This window comes from Cardiobacterium hominis, from assembly GCF_900637305.1.
GTDB classification, from domain to species: Bacteria; Pseudomonadota; Gammaproteobacteria; order Cardiobacteriales; family Cardiobacteriaceae; genus Cardiobacterium; species Cardiobacterium hominis.
This window is the reverse complement of sequence record NZ_LR134365.1, coordinates 795,683-813,095: the sequence shown is the minus strand read 5'-3', so window position 1 is coordinate 813,095 and position 17,413 is coordinate 795,683. Positions and strand designations below refer to the sequence as shown.

The window sequence follows — 17,413 nt, the reverse complement described above, 5'->3', positions numbered from 1 at the left end:
AACCGTCCTTCGCTATAATGCCGCGTAAAAACCGGTATTTTACATGAACATCCTCTACAACCTGCTGCTGCACCTCCTCGCTCCCTTCGCCCTGCTCCGCCTCCTCTGCAAATCACGCAAAAATCGTGATTACTGCCGCCATATCAGTGAACGTTTTGCCCGTTGCCTCCCCCCTGCCCTGCCAAACGGCCTCTGGGTACACGCCGTCAGCGTCGGCGAATTTCTCGCCATCCGCCCGCTGCTTGACAGCCTCCTCGCCCAACACCCCGACCTTAACCTCTGGCTCACCTGTACCACCCCGACCGGTCGCGCACAAATTGCCCAATACCAGGCGCGCCACCCGCAGCGCATCACCTACAGCTACCTGCCCTACGACACCATTGCCAATTGCCGCCGCATCCTCGCACACATCCGGCCGCGCGCACTCATCCTCATGGAAACCGAAATCTGGCCGAACCTCATCCGCCTTGCTGCCCGCGCTGGCGTGCCGGTCATCCTCACCAACGCCCGCCTCTCGGCCAAATCCCTGCGCGGCTACCATCGCTACGCCCGCCACCTGCTGCGCGAACCGCTCGCCCATCTACAAATAAACGCGCAAACCCGTAACGACGCCCGCCGTTTCCGCAAACTGGGCGTACCCGCCGCAAACATCAGCATCACCCCCAACCTCAAATACCAAACCCCGCCGGAAACCCCGCTGCCGCCAGACATTGCTGCCGCACGCCAACCTGACACCTGGATTGCCGCCAGCACCCACCCCGGCGAAGACGAAAGCGCCATCGCCGCACACCGCATTCTCCAACAAACCCTGCCGCACGCACGCCTCATCCTCGCGCCACGCCACCCCGAACGCCGCGACAGCGTTGCCAAGCTGGTGCGCGACGCCGGTTACACCCCGCGTCTGCGCAGTCGGGGCGAAACCGCCAGCGGCGACCGCGACATCCTCATCCTCGACACCCTCGGCGAACTCGCCCACTACTACCGCATCAGCGACCTTGCCTTCATCGGCGGCAGCCTCATCGCGCGCGGCGGCCACAACCCGCTCGAAGCGCTGCACGCGGGCATTCCTGTCACCTTTGGTGCCAGCATGTACAACTTCCAGCACATCCGCGACCGCCTCGTGCGCGAACCCTTCGCGCGCGAACTCGCCGACAACCGCCCCGAAACCCTTGCCGCCGCCCTGCTCGCCCTGCATGCCGCCCCGCACAGCGCTGCCATCCGCGCCTGCATGAGCGGCTACGAAAACATTGTTGCCGCCCACCTGCGCCATCTCGAAGACCATATAAAATGAACGAAACGCAACAACGGCAAACATTGCCCAAAGCAGACCAGCGGGGTACATTACGCGCCGGCAAACCCCTATCCATACAAAAGGAGCCCTTTCAATGACGAAAACCCTCAAACCCGCCGGACTGCTCGTTGCCTTCCTGCTCACAGGCTGCTTGGGTGGCGGCAGTACCCCCACGGCAACCACCGCACCTGCCAACAGCCAAACCAGCCCGCCGCCTGCCGCTGCCGCAACTGACCCGTTCAAAGGCACCTACAACGGCGTACTGCCCTGCGCCGACTGCGATGGCCTGCAAACCAGCCTGACCCTGGACGGCGCCGGCAACTACACCATCCAGTCCACCAAACTCGGCAAAAAACCGGAAGACCACACCGCCAGCGGCCTCTACCGCTACACTACCGACAAGAAACACCTGCAACTGGACAACAACGCCAGCAACCTCACTTTCATGGTTGGCGACAGTTTCCTGGAAGTCCGCCTGCCGGATGGCAGCAAAGGTGAGCGCAAACTGCCAGACGACAACTACCGCCTCAAGCGCCAATAAACGACAGACAACAAAAAGCCGGATGCAAATCCGGCTTTTTTGTTGCAATACCGGCGCATAGGACAAAATGAAGGCATAAAAACGCTGTAAGCCTTGTGCTGCAAGGCTTACAGCGATTCTTAGCTCTTTTTTGTCCCATACGCCTTTTTACCGCGACATTGGCGCCGGAGCAGGCTTCAATACCGCCTTCGCCACAAAGGTAGTCCGTATGCCATCAACTACGCCACCCCGGCAAAAAGTGCCTGTACAAGGGCGCTCCTGCACGCGGCGACTTTGCGAGAGAACACGATCAGAGCGCCCGGCAGTCGCAGAAGCGAGGGAACTGCTGAGCGACTGGGAGGCTGACAACGTCGTCGAGACTACCGGCGGAGCGGTAGTGATGACGCTGACCGAGCGGGAAAAACTGTTACCTGCCTTTGCCCGCGAGTGGGTGGAATGACGGCGGACGGAATGAATACGGCGATGGGTAAACTGCTGGAAAATCAGGTGCGGCACGCCATTACGCCGGACCGGACAAAAAGCTCGCGCAGCACGCGGTGGTGGCAGAAGTCTTGGGTAGTAAAAATTTACTTTCCGCCACCGCACCAACCGTGGCGCGCGGAGCGAACGAAAACACCGACGGCCTGCTGCGGAAATATTGCCCGAATGATGAATACATCGAGAAAGCTGTGTAGACATTGAACAACCGTCCGCTTTAGTGCTTACAGTGAAAAACGCTTTATGAGGTGCATTTTGAAGAAGCCTTACACTTAATTTAACAATTCACCGCATATTTTTTGGTTTTGCAGCTCGTTATTCTTCTTCACCCATTTCTTCGGCGGCACTTTGCAATTCTCCTTCGTGGAATTTGTGTGCCGGAGCGGCAATATAATCTATCGCCGATGTATTCAAAAAAATTTCATAATAATATTCTTCAGACGCCAAGCGCACCATCTCTTGTTCGCCACTCCATTGCAAATCATAAAAGGCTTCATATAAATCTCTGCTTTCATAAACCGAAATACAACGACTACGCAAGCCGGGAATTTGCCACGTAATATCTCGTGCCCTTGCGAGATACAATTCTGCGGTTTCTTCCGCTGCTTTTTTCACCGCACTACGTTCTTCCGGTTTGATACTACCGTTTGCAATTAGTTCATCAAGTTCGCTGTCGTCAAATAACAGTTTTTTCATAGCTTCATTGATTTCGTTTTTATCAAACTCACCATCGAGGAATTCCGGTTCCTCCAACTGCTAGATGATTTGCCAGAATTTTTCATCAGGAAAAATGCCGAGATGTTGTGAGCCATAATCTTCTTCGGGGCCATAATCATCATAGGCTTCCTCAGAAAAAAATACATCTGCAATGGCTTTACGGCGTACAGAGACAATACGGTTATCCAGTGATTCAATCCGAATAAACGATGCTTCTCCTTGTAGCGCGGCATAAAGATTTAAGCGCTCAGCTTGCGTTATCGTTAATAGCAGCGGAGGGGAGCCGCTGGCAAAATGGATGGAAACTTCACCAAAATATTTGCGTTCATCGGAAACGCTGGCATCAACATTGAGCAAGTCAAACGGCTCCGGCTGCCCCTCTACTTGTCGCTGAGTGATACCCAATATTTTGGCTAGTTTGGCCGCTTTGGTTTTGGGAACGCTGTTTGTCCCGCTTTCCCAGCGTTGATAGGTTGGCTGGCTAACACCGACCGCTTCAGCAACTTCAGTTTGCGTCAGCCTAGCAAGGAGTCTGTATTTTTTAAGCTTTGATTTCATAACAATACGCACCTCAAGCATTATTTAATAAATAATATTCATCATGTACAGTACTCCACCAGCGGCGTATAGGACAAAAAAGGAGCCATCATCGTCAGAAATGGCGAAATAACCCTTTATAAACTTGACTTTATTCTCTCTTTTCATCCCGTGATGACACCCCAATTTGCGCTTTAAGTCGGCAAAGCGCCCATCCAGCAAATTGGTGGTGTTGCACATGCCCAACTCAAGGTGCTCCTCGAAGGTAAACAGGTAGTCCAGGTTCCGTTTCAGGCTCAAATACGCGCTTCTCAGCGTCTTGTGCGTGTAGTGCGAACTGCTGCCGGTTTCCTCGTTGATTGTTCGTTCGTTAAGGAACTCTTCATGCTGCCTAAACCACGCCTGCAGCGCGCCTTGAAACGCTGTCTTGCCGCTGTCTTTCAGGGTGAGCGTCAGTTGCCACAGCGCCTTGCCTGCTGCCGTTTTCGGGTTGTGCGTCAGGTAACGGCTGACAGTTTTGCCTGATGAAACTGGCACAGTTGCGCGGGAATCCCGGAAAACATCTGTAGTAATCCCTTTCGCCCGTCGCAAACAATGTTCTGTATTACAACGCTTTTTTCCCGAAGCTCGTTCAGCGCCGCGGCATAGAGTGCGTTGGTTTCGTATTTGACTTCATTGACGGACAGAGCCTGCTGGCTGATGCTGTCCATCAGCACCAGCACGCCAAAATCGCGGCCAAAATAGGTGGTATCCATGATGATGTTGGCTTTTTCGGGCAGCGGGTAGCGCTCCCTGATTTGCACCCTGCGAAGGCGGCGATAGATGGTTTTGCTGCTGCATCCATACTGCTTGGCAAGCTGCGCGGCCGTTTGTTTGCCTGCGCTATAAGCTGTCCAAAGCTCGTCGTTTTGAAGGCGCTTGCCGCCGTCAAAACGTTTGCCGCAAGCCTTGCATTTATATCGTTGCTTGCCATTTCGCCTGCCATCTTTTTTGACTTGCTTTGAGCCGCAGAAAAAGCATTTTTTGTGTTCAAAGCCTTTAACCCCACTTAAAGCCTCGCAGCATAAGGATTACAGCGATTCTTGGCTCTTTTTTGTCCTATACGCCTCAGAAGATTATCCGCTGATGCCAAACAAGGAATCGGTAATGGGACGGCAGCTGCATCCAGGCGCACACATACAGACACATCAGCATGCAGCAGGTGCTGCAGCATGTAGCGGCGAAGATGGCCATGCCATTGACGTCAGTCGGGAAGGAGCGGCTAGCAAGATTCACCAGATGGTTGATTCTTGCGGCAAAACACTGGAAATTATTATTACAGCGGGCAATATGAATAACGTCTGTGCCGCCCCGAGTTGATAGCAGCGGTAGATTCAGGGGAAATCGGGGCTGTGAATGCAGACAAGGGCACCATTCAGACAAACTGCGCGCGCAGATTGCCGAAAGCAACAGCAAGGCTAACATCCCTACAAACGGGATCGGGAGGAAAAAACAAAAATATGGACTAGTATCTTTATAAAATCAGACTTTTGGTTGAGAATACATTTTCCCGATTGAAGCGTATGCTACAACAAACTCAAACGTAACTTTCTCAGTACGGTTCTCTAGGAGTGCGTCGCGGTCGGGTTGCGTTTGGAGTGCATTGTCTACTACCCTAGCTTCCATAAGAAAAGCGGCGCGTAAACGCCGCTTAACATCAATTCACAATGGAATTATTTAGACCAACATGCTATTGAAACGGGATCACGACTACCTTTTTCTGGTAGTTTATTATCTTTTGACGCCATTTTGACACCACTCTGATCATAGAAAAAATATGGACAATCAGTATCTCTTTTAGCTTGAAAGCCAACTGCAGCCGCCTGAAGAATGTAACCATTTTCAGTAATAGAGCCATTTACAAAACTTATTTCATATCGAGCATCTCCGTTTGCTGGGATCTTATCCATATGCCAGTTCTTGATAATATCATCAGACAACTTAGTTTTATTATCCGCCATTAATTTATAGTTACGGGTGACTCGATAATTTTGTTCAATCAGATTTGCTACTGCCTGTAGTGTGTCGCGAGCTTCCACGCGTTGGGCTCGAACGACATATCGCGTATAACTTGGTATGGCAATAGCAACGATAATTCCTATTACCGCAATGACAATCAACAATTCCAACAAAGTAAAACCGTTATATTTTTTCATTACTACTCTCCCTTAAGCGCCCACCCGACGAAATACTTAATATTGAAGTATGCACTTTATTCTTTATGACTAAAGAAGCACCAGCATTTGTATTCCTCAGACGACCATTTCCCAAAAACATCAGTTTACCTTGGGCTCCAGTAAGATTCAAGTCTATACTAAGGTTTTTATCACTAATAACTACATCTTGAAGAACATCTATACCATTACCATTTTCATGAAGCACAAGCCATCCGTTAGCAAAATCATTACTTTCACTACACTTTTTCCCTCCAGCATCAGCAGAACAGAAAATCACATTATCTTTAAGTCGTAAAGCCTCGCTCTGAGCATAATAAAACGAACTTTTCCACTCATTAAGTGCTGAGCGAACCTTCTGGCGTTCCAAAAATCTATAATAGCTAGGCGCAGCCAACCCTATTAAGACACCTAAAACCGCTATAGTAACCATAAGCTCCAGCAAAGTGAAACCTTGGCGATATCTATTATCCTTTAACATGTAATATCACCCCTTATCCATTAAGAACATAGATTGCTTGCATTACTGCATTAGTCGTATTGACGTTACTACCTCCCTGACCATTCCCCTGACCATTCCCAAATCCGACCGCAGTAATTCGAAACACTACAACATCACTACTCTTCAGCGTTAATGATTGATCTGGGAAATCCATGTTTTTCAAATCACTAGCCAGAAATCTTTCTATGACAAACCGTGGCTTAACCCCAGACGTAGTTTCACATTCAGTACACTCAATAGACTCCAGCTTATTCAAGCTAGCTCCTGCCTTATCATTAAGCTGCTTGCCCGTAACCGCAACGGATTTTGCATTAACAGTCCAATCAATGCATGTCCAGAATGGCCTACAATTCGAATAGTTATTTGCAATAAAAGCATATGTATATACACCTTTATTTAGAACCTGCTTTTGCCCAATCTTATCAAGCGCAGTACCTAGATCGCCATCCGAATTCTTCCATAATATATTTGCCAATTCTGCTTGATTCTTATCTTCGCATTTCTGGTTTACACCGTTACCTGGGGAAGTAGGCGCATTAGGCGAAGTATTATTTGATTTAATGCAGAGCTGCAACCCCTGATCCATAATATATTTCACTGCTTGACGAATAGCCATCTGCGCAGAATGACGAGCCGTCATCATTTCATAGTCTACACCCGCTTTACGCTCCTCTAAACGAGCACTCGTCATTACAAAACGAACTATACCCAGTAGAATCAGCAAAAAAACAAGACAACTAAGCAAAACGACTCCCAGCTCTCGCTTTCTGCATAAGACTATTTTTTTCATGACTATTCTCCTAAATTTTATTATCTTTCAACAATTCTGGCACATATAAACTATTAGGCATAGTAATTATTTGCACATATCGCTTAAAATAACGAGAATCACCTGTTCTCCTCTCGATATCTGCCTTGAATGGCGCTTTAGGTTCTGTAGCATTTATATTCTGACGCTCACAGGTAGGAACTTTTGTCTGAATAGCAGAGAAAGAAGCATCTCTAGTTCCATCTACAGGTTCTACAGCAACAATTATGCAAACTTCAACGCCTACGACACTAGCCCATTTTAAGCTATTACTAACATCCTCTACCTTATTCGCAGGCAAATAACTGAGAGTTTCTAAGCCGCTCGTGGCATCCTTAAATACTATTTTTTCACCAGCAGCAGTTTTATTATCTGGGGTCACAAGATAGCGAAACACCATTTCTTCTACTCCTTCCACAATACCCTGCCATTCACCTACGCTACTGCTACAACCAAAACTTCCTACTACATTGTTTCCAATCTTAGTCTTGCCGTCACGTACATCATAGCGATTAATTATCAAGCCATTCGTATCAATAATCTTTCTACCAAGACAATCTCTTCCAGCACCACTAAAGCTCTGATCTTGCTCTTGTACTTTGAATGCCAAAGAGCGAGATGGCGCCTTTATGGGATCAGAATTCTCTTTAGCTTGTATATTATCAGGGGCAACAGATTGATATCCCATTTGAATTCCCTGGCGCAAACTGAAGGCATTATTTTGGCATTTAGCCAAATTACCTACGCTAGGCAAGGTATCATTGAAGTTTCCATTGCATCCAAGTAATGGAGCCATCTTTCCTTCAGTAAACTTACCTAACGGGGTTGCCTCCTCTAATTTCGCATTTAAATTCGCTGTTTGTCTTGCATAAATAGCTAAAATTTGCGGATCCGCCGTATCAAAGGCCGCCTTAGCTGCAGCTGCACTAGAAAAAGGATCGAGATATCCGGCATTATGCAGATCATACTCCAAGCGGCTTATCACTTGCCGTGCAGTTTCATCTAGATTCTCTGATATAGATCGTCGTTTGGATGATTGATTAGCTGTCATAAAAACAGTTACCAAGCCTAATAAAAGGAGTACACCCAACCCCATAGCGATCATTAATTCTATTAACGATAGCCCTCTTTGTTTATTTAAATAATTCATTTTGTCTGCCTTCTTTTTTATTACAAAATCACAATGTAAACCAGACGCGTGTTCCTTGTACGGGAGCATCGTTAGTATTTCCTGTAGCAGATACGTGTCTCCACATCAGAATCACCTCATAGTGTTCCTTGTCTTTTGCAATTAATGCCCTACCTCCAGGCAATGTATTTATTATCTCATCCACCCAAGCATTAACATCTTCTTTTGCATTGACTTCTGCTGGCGTGCATGCAGATTTACACTGTAATTTACCCATCAATCTTGATAAAACTATGCCTTTATCTGTCGCGTTATATATAGGATCTAACTCGTTATATAATGCGTTATAGTCTATGTCCCCCGAATTTGGGGTATTTATTCCACTAATGATGTAGGTATCTTTTGCAACCACATTCGCTCGCATCGTATCAATAATCAACTGGCTTTTTTGTAATGCAAAAGCCGTATATTCAGCTGTATCACCAAAACGGTTTGCAGTTTGGATCATTGATATGCTCATCACTAATCCCAACGCAACTACCAACATGGAAATGACAACTTCCAATAATGTCATTCCTCTTTGATGGGCGCGCATTGCGCCCATCAATACTCCTTTTCTCCACTTCATAGATCCTCCTTATTTACAGTTGTATTTCACGTTCACTTGCACGGAAAAGGGAAGGATCGCCACAACGTTTTCCATCTAACGGATTATCCTGCAGTGCGGTTTTACTATCATTTGCAACGACAATATTAGGTTTAGCATCCTTAGCCAAACAGTCATTTCGTGGAGGTGTACCTTTTTCTCCTGGAGGGGTCAGAGGAGAAGCCACTCCATCCTCATGATCACCATTCGGTAGGCGTGCCTCAATATCGGGAGCTACTTTATTAGCATCAATTATTGCACCTTGAGAAGATATGCTATTTAAATTTTTTCCTGCCGTATTCTCCGCTTCCCCTTTAAATACTGTCCCACTACTGTATGTAGGTGCCGTGCCTGTTCTCACATCAATTGACATCAGCCAGCTAGTTCCCCCTGTTTCAACTTTGGAATTTTCTTCAAAACAAGTGTTACCCTTAGTAGCGCCTGAAGGTAAAGCGGTCGCGGTTTCTTTGTATTCATATATGCGACTCGTGATATATGCTGTACTTAACAACATTTGTGGCTTAGATACCACTTTTTCTGAAGCAACAGTCCTTCCGTCGCTAGTCGAAATGGCTCCTGGTTCTAAGTTGATACGCCACGCCGAATGTGTTTTAGGATCAAAATTGTTTACTTCAATTTTGCGAATTTTATTATCACTCGTAAAAGCCTGTTGGGCAATACGGCTATCATTTGGCAGCAAATTAACAGGATCCTGCGTCAAATCATCATGAATCCCCATAATCATTTGCTGATTCATGTCTTTTCGATCATCCTCAAAAATATCAGATCCCGTTCCAAAAATAACAACATATTTGTTGCCATCTTTTCTATATACAGCTGGCGCTGAAGTAATTGGTTGCGTAGGAATTCCCGTATACATTTTGTTTACTTTCCAACCAGAAGGAGCACTTCGGAAGTCAAAGCGATATAAATTCCCAAATTGGTCACCGGCGTACGCAATATCTATAACGCCATCGAAATCGACATCTACTACTGTGGGGCTGGATAATGCACCCTCCGCTCCTCCTACTGAAATCTTCTTAATAAACTGTCCTGGCTGGTTGCCATTGCTAATATCTCCAGAAGTTTTGGTCGTATCCGTGCCAAATTCCTGACCCAACATGTCATATATATATAGTGTCGGCGATTCATAAGATACTGCTGCATTTTTTGCCTTATAGCCATTTGCTACAAATGCGTAATAATGAACCCCAGCATTTCTTACTGCCTCTCCGTTATTCCAGCGTGTCGCAACTTGAGCTAACGTCCCTTTACTTACGGTATAACCTAAAGTGTTTTTGTCTCCCTTTTTTGTTTCCCACAATGGAACTTCATCTAACCAATCTGACTCTGGCGCATTCATTCCCGCTGGCGTATTTCCATTACGATCTAAGCGCTTTTTTCCTCCTATCGTTAACCCATACGCACCTCGTCCCCCTTGACCCATAGTAGCCAAAACTACATATTGTTGGTTTAAGCCATTTGTTTTTGCTGTTAATCCCCAAGTAAGGCCTCCATTATGCAGATACAAATGTGGATAATTGACATTATCCTTGCCATATCCTTCTTCTGCTATCGCATGGATTGCCTTGCCGACCGTAATCGAATCATCGGCACTTTCCCGCTGCATTCCAGCCGGAAGATAATTAAGCTTCAAGCCATACGGTCTAGCAGGATCTCTAGTGGATTGGAATACGTATAACATTCCATCATTAGCAGCGGTAATCACGAATTCCTGCCGATTATCTTGGTCTTTTCCTAATGCAATAGTCGGCGCATCAAGAACGTCTCCCATTTGACGTGACGGATCGTCTGCCTGAGCGCTGCGCTTACGATATTTCTTAACTGTACGAGGCGTTACTCCTGCAACATCCAATTCAATTTGCTCATCCGTTTTATTAGAGCGCATTAACCATGGAACAAACCCATCCTTAAACTCTTTATCGCTCAAGATGGCAAAATCTTCTTTTTTTGCATCACTCCCATTTAGCCAATATTTTTGCGTTCCATTATTAACCAAAACTCGTCTGTCTGCATAAATAGCAGGAACAGGGGGAGCTAAGTTATTTTGCCCATCTCTCAATAATTCGCCAGCAGTAGGCCCGCTGGTCGAAAATTTATAAAATTTAAGCTCGCTACTCCATTTTCCCGTATCCAAAGTCAAAAATGCCGCCAGATCGGCCACACTAGACCCCGTTACTGAAGGTGTTGATATAGAACTGGTTTCTTTAGCTTCTGCTGGTGTTTGAGTTTGAACTTTAGCTAGCGCTTTAAGGAATGCATCTGCCAACTCACTCGCATTATTAGCAAAATAAGCGCCTTCTGAAGGTTGCGCTGCATTTTTTAAATAGTTTCGTCCCTGTGGAGTTAGACCATTGCCATATCCTATAGTGATAGTCTCAATATTTTGCTTAGGATATTTAGGATCGTCCCAACTCCCTCCTTCTACATCCGTTCCGCCAACACGCATATCCATGTTATATAATTTGCTAGAAAACACTGACACTCCCTTCCCGGGGTCTCCGCTATTGGGACCGCTAGAATCATGCTGACTCCACCACTGCGGCTGCGTTCCATATACCCCACCTGGCCATGGGAATCCTCCCCCATTTGCCTCACCATCTGACATAAAAACTATATAGTTTTTCTGGCAGCGATATTTTATTTGATGGTCTAGAACATTAGCGGCTTTTAAATATCTTTCTGTAGCGGGCGTCCCAGCTATTGGAGACATATTATTTACTAACTTACGAGCTTTTTCAGCGCTTAAGCCAACCGAGGCCGTTCCAATATTGTCAAATTTATAAAATCCACCATTAAGGTGTCTAAACTCAGAACCCCACAATGTTAGCAAATGCCAATTTACAGAATCACCCGTCTTAGTTAAGACTTCATTAATCGCATTAATGTTAGCATCCATCCTAACTTGAGCAGCCGGTCTTAAAAAGCTTTTAGGTCCTGGTGGCAACCCTTTGTTTCGATAATATATTATGTCAGCATTATAATAATACAAACACCGACCCATTGAAGGATTTGTTTGCTGACCATTGCCCGGCAATAGATTCCTGCTAATCAGCAAATTATTCTGATTATAAGTACAGTTTCCCAAATAGGTATTCCATAGATCCGGAATCCTATAGCTTCCTGTATTAGCATTTTCAAGCATGCTTCCCGAATCATCCAAGAATAACATTACATTCGGTTTCACTCCTCCCGCTGAGGTGGTTTTAGATTCCGATTGCAGATGCAAAGGCCGATTGGCAAATGGGGTATCGTTAATAGAAGGAGTTGATTGTGCCAATGTGTTTTGGCATATAAATCCTACCGCTGAAGCAATCATCAACGGGCGAAAATGGTATTTTACTACTGAGTGATGAGTCATAATTTTCTCCTGTTTTCAGTATGTTGCTGACCGAAATCCTTAAAATATTTGAAGTCAAGGCGTCATCTTGCAAAAGGCACGAATCAAGCCAAGCACCATTTTTCTTTATTTATTAGACCACTGTAGGATAAACACGAGCCGTCTACTGACGACCAAGACTTGCCAGGCATAGATCAATATTAAAATCAACAACTTACACCTCATAGGTTTACTAATGCACCAATGTGATTCACAAGATGAGTCACTTTTTTGACCTTTTATCGATATTTTAAGGTTTGTACGAGATAGCGGTTTCTGCGCTACGGTGTTTATTCTTTACTTTAATGAATTGTCATTCGATAGTTTTTTCGTTATCCAGAGAAAGCGCCTCTCTAGCTGTATTCACCGCTATCCACGCGACAAAACCATGTATTTATCGTAATTAAGCAAACGATTTTAATCTTGAAGCCTCTATCAATTAATCGTGCCCTCAGAGTATTTTGCCTTGCAGGTAATCCGTCAGCCACTGGTAGCTGCGCGCCACGCTGGCGATGTTCACTTTTTCGTCCGGTGAGTGCGGCGAGACGATGGTCGGGCCGAAGGAGGCCATTTGCCAGTGCGGGTAGTGGGTGTAGAGGATGCCGCACTCCAGCCCGGCGTGGATGGCTTTGACCGGCGGCATCTTGCCGTAGATTTTCTCGCCCAGTGCCGCCAGTTTTTCCACGAGTTCGGCGTGCGGTTGCGGCTTCCAACCGGAGTAGGCGCCGGTGTATGCGGCGCTACCGCCAGCGAGGTTTAGCAGGGCTTCCATGCGTGCGGCAAGGTCGTCGCGGGCGCTATCGACCGAGGAGCGCAGCATGCAGCGCACGCGCAGGGTGTCATCGGTTCTGACGACGGCGACGTTGTTCGAGGTTTCGACCAGCCCGGGAATGTCCACACTCATGCGATCCACGCCGTTGTGCAGGTTGCGCAGCACGGCGATGACCCGGGCGGCACTTTGTCCGTCCAATACGCGGCTGATGGCTTCGCCCGGCTCCAGGCTGATTTGCAGTCCCTGGTCTTCCGCGGGCAGTTCGGCGCGGATTTGCGCGGTGAGTTCGTGCAGGGTTTGTTGGGCGGCGGCAAGTTGGCTGCCACTCAGGGCGACCACGGCATCGGCCTCGCGCGGAATGGCGTTGCGCAGGTCGCCGGCGGTGATGCCGGCAAGTTTGAGCGCATAGTCTTTGTCTTCGTGCAGGGTTTGCAGGGCGCGGGCGAGGATTTTGATGGCGTTACCTCGTTGCAGGTGGATTTCCACCCCGGAATGGCCGCCTTTGAGGCCGCGCACGCGCAGCTGGTAGCCTTGGCCGTCAAGTGCTTCGTATTGCAGCGGCAAGGTGTAATCGCCATTGACCGCACCGGCGCAGCCGATGCACAGTTCGCCTTCTTCTTCGTAGTCGAGGTTGAGCAGGATGTCGCCTTGCAGCCAGCCCGGCTGCACGGCCAGCGCGCCTTCCAGACCGACTTCTTCGCTGGCGGTAAAGAGGCCTTCGAGTGGCGGATGGCTGAGGTTCGGATCGGCGAGGACGGCGAGAATCATGGCGACGCCGATGCCGTTATCCGCGCCGAGCGTGGTGCCGTCGGCATGTACCCAGTCGCCTTTGACGACGGTGCGGATCGGGTCTTTGCTGAAGTCATGCACGGTGTCGCTGTTTTTTTGCGCGACCATGTCAAGGTGCGCTTGCAGAATGACGCCGGGTTCGTTTTCGCGCCCGGCACTGCCTGCCTTGCATACGCGGATATTGCCGCGTGCATCGCGTTCGGCGGGCAAGCCGAGGCGGGCGGCTTCGTCAAGGATGTATTGCTGGATTTTTTCTTCCTGATGCGAGGGGCGCGGGATTTGCGTGATTTGGTAAAAGTATTGCCAGACGCCACGGGGGGCCAATTCTTGGATGCTCATCAGCGGGTTCCTCTTGTTTGTGAAGACGATAGCGCGTTTATCGGATGCGGGCTTTCAGCGGTCGCGCCTGGATTTTGCCGAGAAAGCGGTGTTTGATTTTGTCCAACCAGCGCTCCGGTACGTGTTCTTCGAGCTGTACCAGTTGGTGGCTGTGCAAGTGAGCGAGAATGTAGTCATCGCTGGTGCCGATGGCGTCAATCAGGTGATTTTCCACGGCCTGCGCACCATACCATGTTTCGCCGGTGGCGATGGCGTCGATGTCCAGTTGCGGGCGGTAGCGGTGGATGTGGTTCTTGAACAGGTCGTGGGTGACGGCCAGCTCGTGGCGGAATTGTTGCCGGTCTGCGTCGGTATTTTCACCAAAAAGGGTCAGGCTGCGCTTATGCTCGCCCGCGGTGTGTTCTTCGTAGCGGATGCGGTGTTGCTTCAGCAATTCGTTGAAATTGGGCAGCGCGCCAATGACGCCAACCGAACCCAGAATGGCAAACGGCGCCGCTATCAGCTCGTTGGCAAGACACGCCATCATGTAACCGCCGCTGGCCGCGACTTTATCAACCGCAATCACCAGCGGAATTTGCCGCTCGCGCAGCCGCGCCAGTTGCGAGGCTGCGAGGCCGTAGGCGTGCACCAGGCCGCCGCCGCTCTCCAGCCGCAGCAGGACGCGGTCTTCCGTTCCCGCCACCTGAATCACCGCGCTGATTTGTTCGCGTAATTGCGCGACCGCCGAGGCTTCGATATCGCCATCAAAATCCAGCACGAAAATCCGCGGTTTGTGCTGCGCGCTATCGTGTTTCGCCGCTTTTTTCTCCGCTTTGCGCTGCGCCTTCAGCGTTTTCTTGTCGAGCAGTTCGGCGTTGAGGCGCTCGCGCTGCTGCTCGAAATGTTCGTTCAGCAAGCGGATACGCATCTTCTCGTCGTCATCATCATCGCGGTGGCGCCGGCTCGCCGCCGCACCGGCAATGACCAACAGGAGGCAAACCGCCACAGTCAGCGATTTGGCGAGGAACATGCCGTAATCAAAGAGAAAATTCATCATCAGGTATTCCGGTTCCAGAACAGGGGGATAAGGGTGGCGAACAGCAACAGGTGCATCGCCGCAAAAACGAGCGTCTGCATGCTGGCGATGCCGCGATAAAGCAGCGCGACGTGCTCAAAGGGCGAAAACCAGCGCAGCATTTCCACCGCCCACGGCGGCGTGGTGGTCAGCACCGGCAACAGCCACAGCAACAACCACAGCAAAGCCAGCAGGAGCGAGGCGGGTAGCGGCTGCTTTTGCGAAGCCGAGACCGTAAGCGCCAGCAGCGCCGCATAGCCCGCGACGAAAATTTGCGCGAGCATGAGCGCTAACAGCAAAGCGCCATCCCAAGCGCTACTGCGCGCCAGCCAGGCGGCGAACAGCCAAAACGGCAGGGCGAGCAGGGCGAGGGCGGCAAGCAGAACGACGGTTTTTGTCAGTAACAGTCGCCACGCGCCACCACGCACGCCGCGCAGCAGCACATCGGTATGCCAGAGGCGCTCACCGGCGAGACTGCGCGCGCCGAAATAAATGGACCAGAGAATCATCAACCATTGCAGGAGTTGCGTCGCGCTGCCGAGCAGGGTTTCCGTCGCGCCACGGCGGTTTTCCAGACCGGCCAGTTTGGGGGCAATCGCCTGGTATTCCAGCAAACCGCTGATGAGAAACCAGCCAAGCGTGAACCACGAAGCGGTCAGGGCGACAAAAAAAGCCGGGGTTGCCAGCAATCGGCATTCTTTGCGAAACAGGCTACGCCACATGCGGATGCTCCTCCGCCGACTGACGCATTGCGGCAGATAATTTTTCCTGAAAGGCATCATCGGGATAGCGCTCGTAAAAAGCGGCAATTCCCGGCAATGCCGCTAACCGCTGCCAGAGCAACTGACGCGCCGCGTCAGTTCCGTCATACGCGAAAGCGAGGAAACGACCGTCTTGCAAAACGGCGTCCTGCGCCAGCGCTTGCGCCTGCGCCAGCGTTTCGCACGCTAGCCACAGATGCGGCGACGCCACGCGAGGAATCGTGATTTCCTGCAAAACGCCATCCTGCAAGCGGTACACACGATGCGCGACCGCCAACACTTCGTCCCAGTTATGGCTGGTCATCAACACGCAGCCACGCTCGCCCAGTCCCGCCAACAGCGGGCGCAACGCCGCTCGCTGCTCGCTATCAAGCCCGTTGGTCGGCTCGTCCAGCACCAACAGCGGCGGGCGGTGAACCAGCGCCTGCGCCAATCCGACGCGCTGCCGGTAACCATGCGACAACTCGCCGCAGCGTTTGTGCGCCACCGCCTGTAAATAACAGCGCGCGATAACCTCATCCACCGCCGCTTTGCTGTCGTGCACGCCGCGCAATTCCGCGCAAGTCTGTAAAAATTCGCGCACGCGCCATTGCGGATAAAGCGGCGCCTTGTCCGGCAGATAGCCCAACCAGAAACGCGGTAATTGCCCGTGATAGCGCACGCTGCCACTATCGGGCGCAAGCGCGCCGGTAAGGATTTCCAGCAAAGTCGTCTTGCCTGCACCATTGCCGCCAATGAGTGCGACCACTTCTTGCGCGCGCAATGTCAGCGAGGCATCGCGCAGAATGGTTTGCCTGCCGCGGCGAAAGGCGAGATGTTGGGCGGAGAGTATCGTGTCCATGATGCGAAAGATATAAAAAAACCCGCGAAGGCGGGTTTTGCTGCAAAGCGCCAGAATTATTTGATTTTGGCTTCTTTGTAGATAACGTGTTTGCGGGCAACCGGATCGAATTTTTTGATTTCCATTTTTTCCGGCATATTGCGCTTGTTTTTGGTCGTGGTATAGAAGTGACCGGTACCTTCGGAAGATACCAAACGGATTTTGTCACGCGCGGTTTTCTTGGCCATGATTCACTCCTTAGATTTTCTCGCCACGGGCGCGAATTTCTGCCAGAACGGCATCAATGCCTCTTTTATCAATAATGCGCATACCGTGCGTAGAAACTTTCAGTTTGACGAAACGGTTTTCGCTTTCGACCCAGAAGCGGTGCTCTTGAATATTGGGAAGAAAACGACGCTTGTTTTTGTTGTTTGCGTGGGAAACGGTATTACCGACCATCGGCTTTTTACCGGTCACCTGGCAGATGCGGGACATAGCCGGACCTCAATTAATACTTAAAAAGGAAAATAGAATGGTGGCCAAGGGCGGAATCGAACCACCGACACGCGGATTTTCAATCCGCTGCTCTACCAACTGAGCTACTTGGCCGTGGAAAG

At 49.7% G+C, this 17,413-nt stretch carries 18 protein-coding genes, 1 tRNA gene and 1 pseudogene; 4 read left to right on the top strand and 16 right to left on the bottom strand.

The window, feature by feature from the left end; genetic code table 11:
- Positions 1 to 43 precede the first annotated feature (43 nt).
- From EL199_RS03805 to EL199_RS03795, 3 genes are all read left to right on the top strand, one after another.
- A complete protein-coding gene (locus tag EL199_RS03805; RefSeq protein WP_126316001.1) occupies positions 44 to 1,291 on the top strand; it encodes a 3-deoxy-D-manno-octulosonic acid transferase in 1,248 nt (415 codons plus the stop codon).
- 94 nt (positions 1,292 to 1,385) lie between these two features.
- Positions 1,386 to 1,832: a copper resistance protein NlpE gene (locus EL199_RS03800; RefSeq protein WP_004138897.1), complete on the top strand. Its 447-nt coding sequence runs from the start codon at positions 1,386 to 1,388 to the stop codon at positions 1,830 to 1,832.
- 208 nt (positions 1,833 to 2,040) lie between these two features.
- Positions 2,041 to 2,271: a hypothetical protein gene (locus tag EL199_RS03795; RefSeq protein WP_126316000.1), complete on the top strand. Its 231-nt coding sequence runs from the start codon at positions 2,041 to 2,043 to the stop codon at positions 2,269 to 2,271.
- A gap of 353 nt (positions 2,272 to 2,624) precedes the next feature.
- Here EL199_RS03795 and EL199_RS03790 read toward each other — a convergent pair whose 3' ends face one another.
- From EL199_RS03790 to EL199_RS13740, 3 genes and pseudogenes are all read right to left on the bottom strand, one after another.
- The gene (locus tag EL199_RS03790; RefSeq protein WP_126315999.1) at positions 2,625 to 3,005 is read right to left on the bottom strand and encodes a hypothetical protein; all 381 of its coding nucleotides are present in this window, start codon (positions 3,003 to 3,005) and stop codon (positions 2,625 to 2,627) included.
- A 60-nt stretch (positions 3,006 to 3,065) separates the two neighbouring features.
- Positions 3,066 to 3,584, bottom strand: a complete 519-nt coding sequence (locus tag EL199_RS03785) for a helix-turn-helix transcriptional regulator (RefSeq protein ID WP_081447806.1) — start codon at positions 3,582 to 3,584, stop codon at positions 3,066 to 3,068.
- 24 nt (positions 3,585 to 3,608) lie between these two features.
- Positions 3,609 to 4,543, bottom strand: a pseudogene (locus EL199_RS13740) (IS256 family transposase, variant Zn-binding type); the annotation flags it as partial.
- Between EL199_RS13740 and EL199_RS13555 the strand changes: the two are divergent.
- Positions 4,482 to 4,922 (top strand): hypothetical protein, encoded by a 441-nt coding sequence (locus EL199_RS13555; RefSeq protein WP_170166213.1) that lies wholly within the window; start codon positions 4,482 to 4,484, stop codon positions 4,920 to 4,922. The pseudogene EL199_RS13740 and the gene EL199_RS13555 overlap by 62 nt on opposite strands.
- Before the next feature lie 353 nt (positions 4,923 to 5,275).
- Here EL199_RS13555 and EL199_RS03765 read toward each other — a convergent pair whose 3' ends face one another.
- From EL199_RS03765 to EL199_RS03705, 13 genes are all read right to left on the bottom strand, one after another.
- Complete coding sequence (locus EL199_RS03765; RefSeq protein WP_004138888.1) at positions 5,276 to 5,758, bottom strand: type IV pilin protein; 483 nt, start codon at positions 5,756 to 5,758, stop codon at positions 5,276 to 5,278.
- Positions 5,745 to 6,257 carry a GspH/FimT family pseudopilin gene (locus tag EL199_RS03760; RefSeq protein ID WP_081447805.1) on the bottom strand — a complete coding sequence of 171 codons (513 nt, stop codon included), beginning with the start codon at positions 6,255 to 6,257 and terminating at the stop codon, positions 5,745 to 5,747. Before EL199_RS03760 ends, EL199_RS03765 begins: the two co-directional genes overlap by 14 nt.
- Before the next feature lie 13 nt (positions 6,258 to 6,270).
- Entirely contained in the window at positions 6,271 to 7,068 is a 798-nt protein-coding gene (locus tag EL199_RS03755; RefSeq protein WP_004138885.1) for a pilus assembly PilX family protein, read from the bottom strand.
- 10 nt (positions 7,069 to 7,078) lie between these two features.
- Positions 7,079 to 8,236: a PilW family protein gene (locus EL199_RS03750; RefSeq protein ID WP_126315996.1), complete on the bottom strand. Its 1,158-nt coding sequence runs from the start codon at positions 8,234 to 8,236 to the stop codon at positions 7,079 to 7,081.
- 28 nt (positions 8,237 to 8,264) lie between these two features.
- The gene (locus tag EL199_RS03745; protein WP_081447780.1) at positions 8,265 to 8,843 is read right to left on the bottom strand and encodes a prepilin-type N-terminal cleavage/methylation domain-containing protein; all 579 of its coding nucleotides are present in this window, start codon (positions 8,841 to 8,843) and stop codon (positions 8,265 to 8,267) included.
- 13 nt (positions 8,844 to 8,856) lie between these two features.
- Positions 8,857 to 12,243, bottom strand: a complete 3,387-nt coding sequence (locus EL199_RS03740; protein ID WP_004138883.1) for a pilus assembly protein — start codon at positions 12,241 to 12,243, stop codon at positions 8,857 to 8,859.
- 469 nt (positions 12,244 to 12,712) lie between these two features.
- Entirely contained in the window at positions 12,713 to 14,161 is a 1,449-nt protein-coding gene (locus EL199_RS03735) for an aminoacyl-histidine dipeptidase (protein WP_004138882.1), read from the bottom strand.
- A gap of 37 nt (positions 14,162 to 14,198) precedes the next feature.
- Positions 14,199 to 15,197 (bottom strand): protease SohB, encoded by a 999-nt coding sequence (sohB, locus tag EL199_RS03730; RefSeq protein WP_004138881.1) that lies wholly within the window; start codon positions 15,195 to 15,197, stop codon positions 14,199 to 14,201.
- Entirely contained in the window at positions 15,197 to 15,937 is a 741-nt protein-coding gene (locus tag EL199_RS03725) for a hypothetical protein (protein WP_004138880.1), read from the bottom strand. Before EL199_RS03725 ends, sohB begins: the two co-directional genes overlap by 1 nt.
- Positions 15,927 to 16,817 (bottom strand): ABC transporter ATP-binding protein, encoded by an 891-nt coding sequence (locus EL199_RS03720; protein WP_004138879.1) that lies wholly within the window; start codon positions 16,815 to 16,817, stop codon positions 15,927 to 15,929. Before EL199_RS03720 ends, EL199_RS03725 begins: the two co-directional genes overlap by 11 nt.
- A 56-nt stretch (positions 16,818 to 16,873) precedes the next feature.
- Positions 16,874 to 17,044: a 50S ribosomal protein L33 gene (gene rpmG / locus EL199_RS03715; protein ID WP_004138878.1), complete on the bottom strand. Its 171-nt coding sequence runs from the start codon at positions 17,042 to 17,044 to the stop codon at positions 16,874 to 16,876.
- A 10-nt stretch (positions 17,045 to 17,054) separates the two neighbouring features.
- Positions 17,055 to 17,291, bottom strand: coding sequence for a 50S ribosomal protein L28 (rpmB, locus tag EL199_RS03710; RefSeq protein WP_004138877.1), 237 nt, complete (start codon positions 17,289 to 17,291; stop codon positions 17,055 to 17,057).
- Between the two features lie 38 nt (positions 17,292 to 17,329).
- Positions 17,330 to 17,405, bottom strand: a tRNA-Phe gene (locus tag EL199_RS03705).
- Positions 17,406 to 17,413: the final 8 nt, after the last annotated feature.

Coding starts and splice junctions, on each gene's coding strand:
- EL199_RS03805 (WP_126316001.1), top strand. CDS start 44: ATGAACATCCTCTACAACCTGCTGCTGCACCTCCTCGCTCCCTTCGCC.
- EL199_RS03800 (WP_004138897.1), top strand. CDS start 1,386: ATGACGAAAACCCTCAAACCCGCCGGACTGCTCGTTGCCTTCCTGCTC.
- EL199_RS03795 (WP_126316000.1), top strand. CDS start 2,041: ATGCCATCAACTACGCCACCCCGGCAAAAAGTGCCTGTACAAGGGCGC.
- EL199_RS03790 (WP_126315999.1), bottom strand. CDS start 3,005: ATGAAAAAACTGTTATTTGACGACAGCGAACTTGATGAACTAATTGCA.
- EL199_RS03785 (WP_081447806.1), bottom strand. CDS start 3,584: ATGAAATCAAAGCTTAAAAAATACAGACTCCTTGCTAGGCTGACGCAA.
- EL199_RS03765 (WP_004138888.1), bottom strand. CDS start 5,758: ATGAAAAAATATAACGGTTTTACTTTGTTGGAATTGTTGATTGTCATT.
- EL199_RS03760 (WP_081447805.1), bottom strand. CDS start 6,257: ATGTTAAAGGATAATAGATATCGCCAAGGTTTCACTTTGCTGGAGCTT.
- EL199_RS03755 (WP_004138885.1), bottom strand. CDS start 7,068: ATGAAAAAAATAGTCTTATGCAGAAAGCGAGAGCTGGGAGTCGTTTTG.
- EL199_RS03750 (WP_126315996.1), bottom strand. CDS start 8,236: ATGAATTATTTAAATAAACAAAGAGGGCTATCGTTAATAGAATTAATG.
- EL199_RS03745 (WP_081447780.1), bottom strand. CDS start 8,843: ATGAAGTGGAGAAAAGGAGTATTGATGGGCGCAATGCGCGCCCATCAA.
- EL199_RS03740 (WP_004138883.1), bottom strand. CDS start 12,243: ATGACTCATCACTCAGTAGTAAAATACCATTTTCGCCCGTTGATGATT.
- EL199_RS03735 (WP_004138882.1), bottom strand. CDS start 14,161: ATGAGCATCCAAGAATTGGCCCCCCGTGGCGTCTGGCAATACTTTTAC.
- sohB (WP_004138881.1), bottom strand. CDS start 15,197: ATGATGAATTTTCTCTTTGATTACGGCATGTTCCTCGCCAAATCGCTG.
- EL199_RS03725 (WP_004138880.1), bottom strand. CDS start 15,937: ATGTGGCGTAGCCTGTTTCGCAAAGAATGCCGATTGCTGGCAACCCCG.
- EL199_RS03720 (WP_004138879.1), bottom strand. CDS start 16,817: ATGGACACGATACTCTCCGCCCAACATCTCGCCTTTCGCCGCGGCAGG.
- rpmG (WP_004138878.1), bottom strand. CDS start 17,044: ATGGCCAAGAAAACCGCGCGTGACAAAATCCGTTTGGTATCTTCCGAA.
- rpmB (WP_004138877.1), bottom strand. CDS start 17,291: ATGTCCCGCATCTGCCAGGTGACCGGTAAAAAGCCGATGGTCGGTAAT.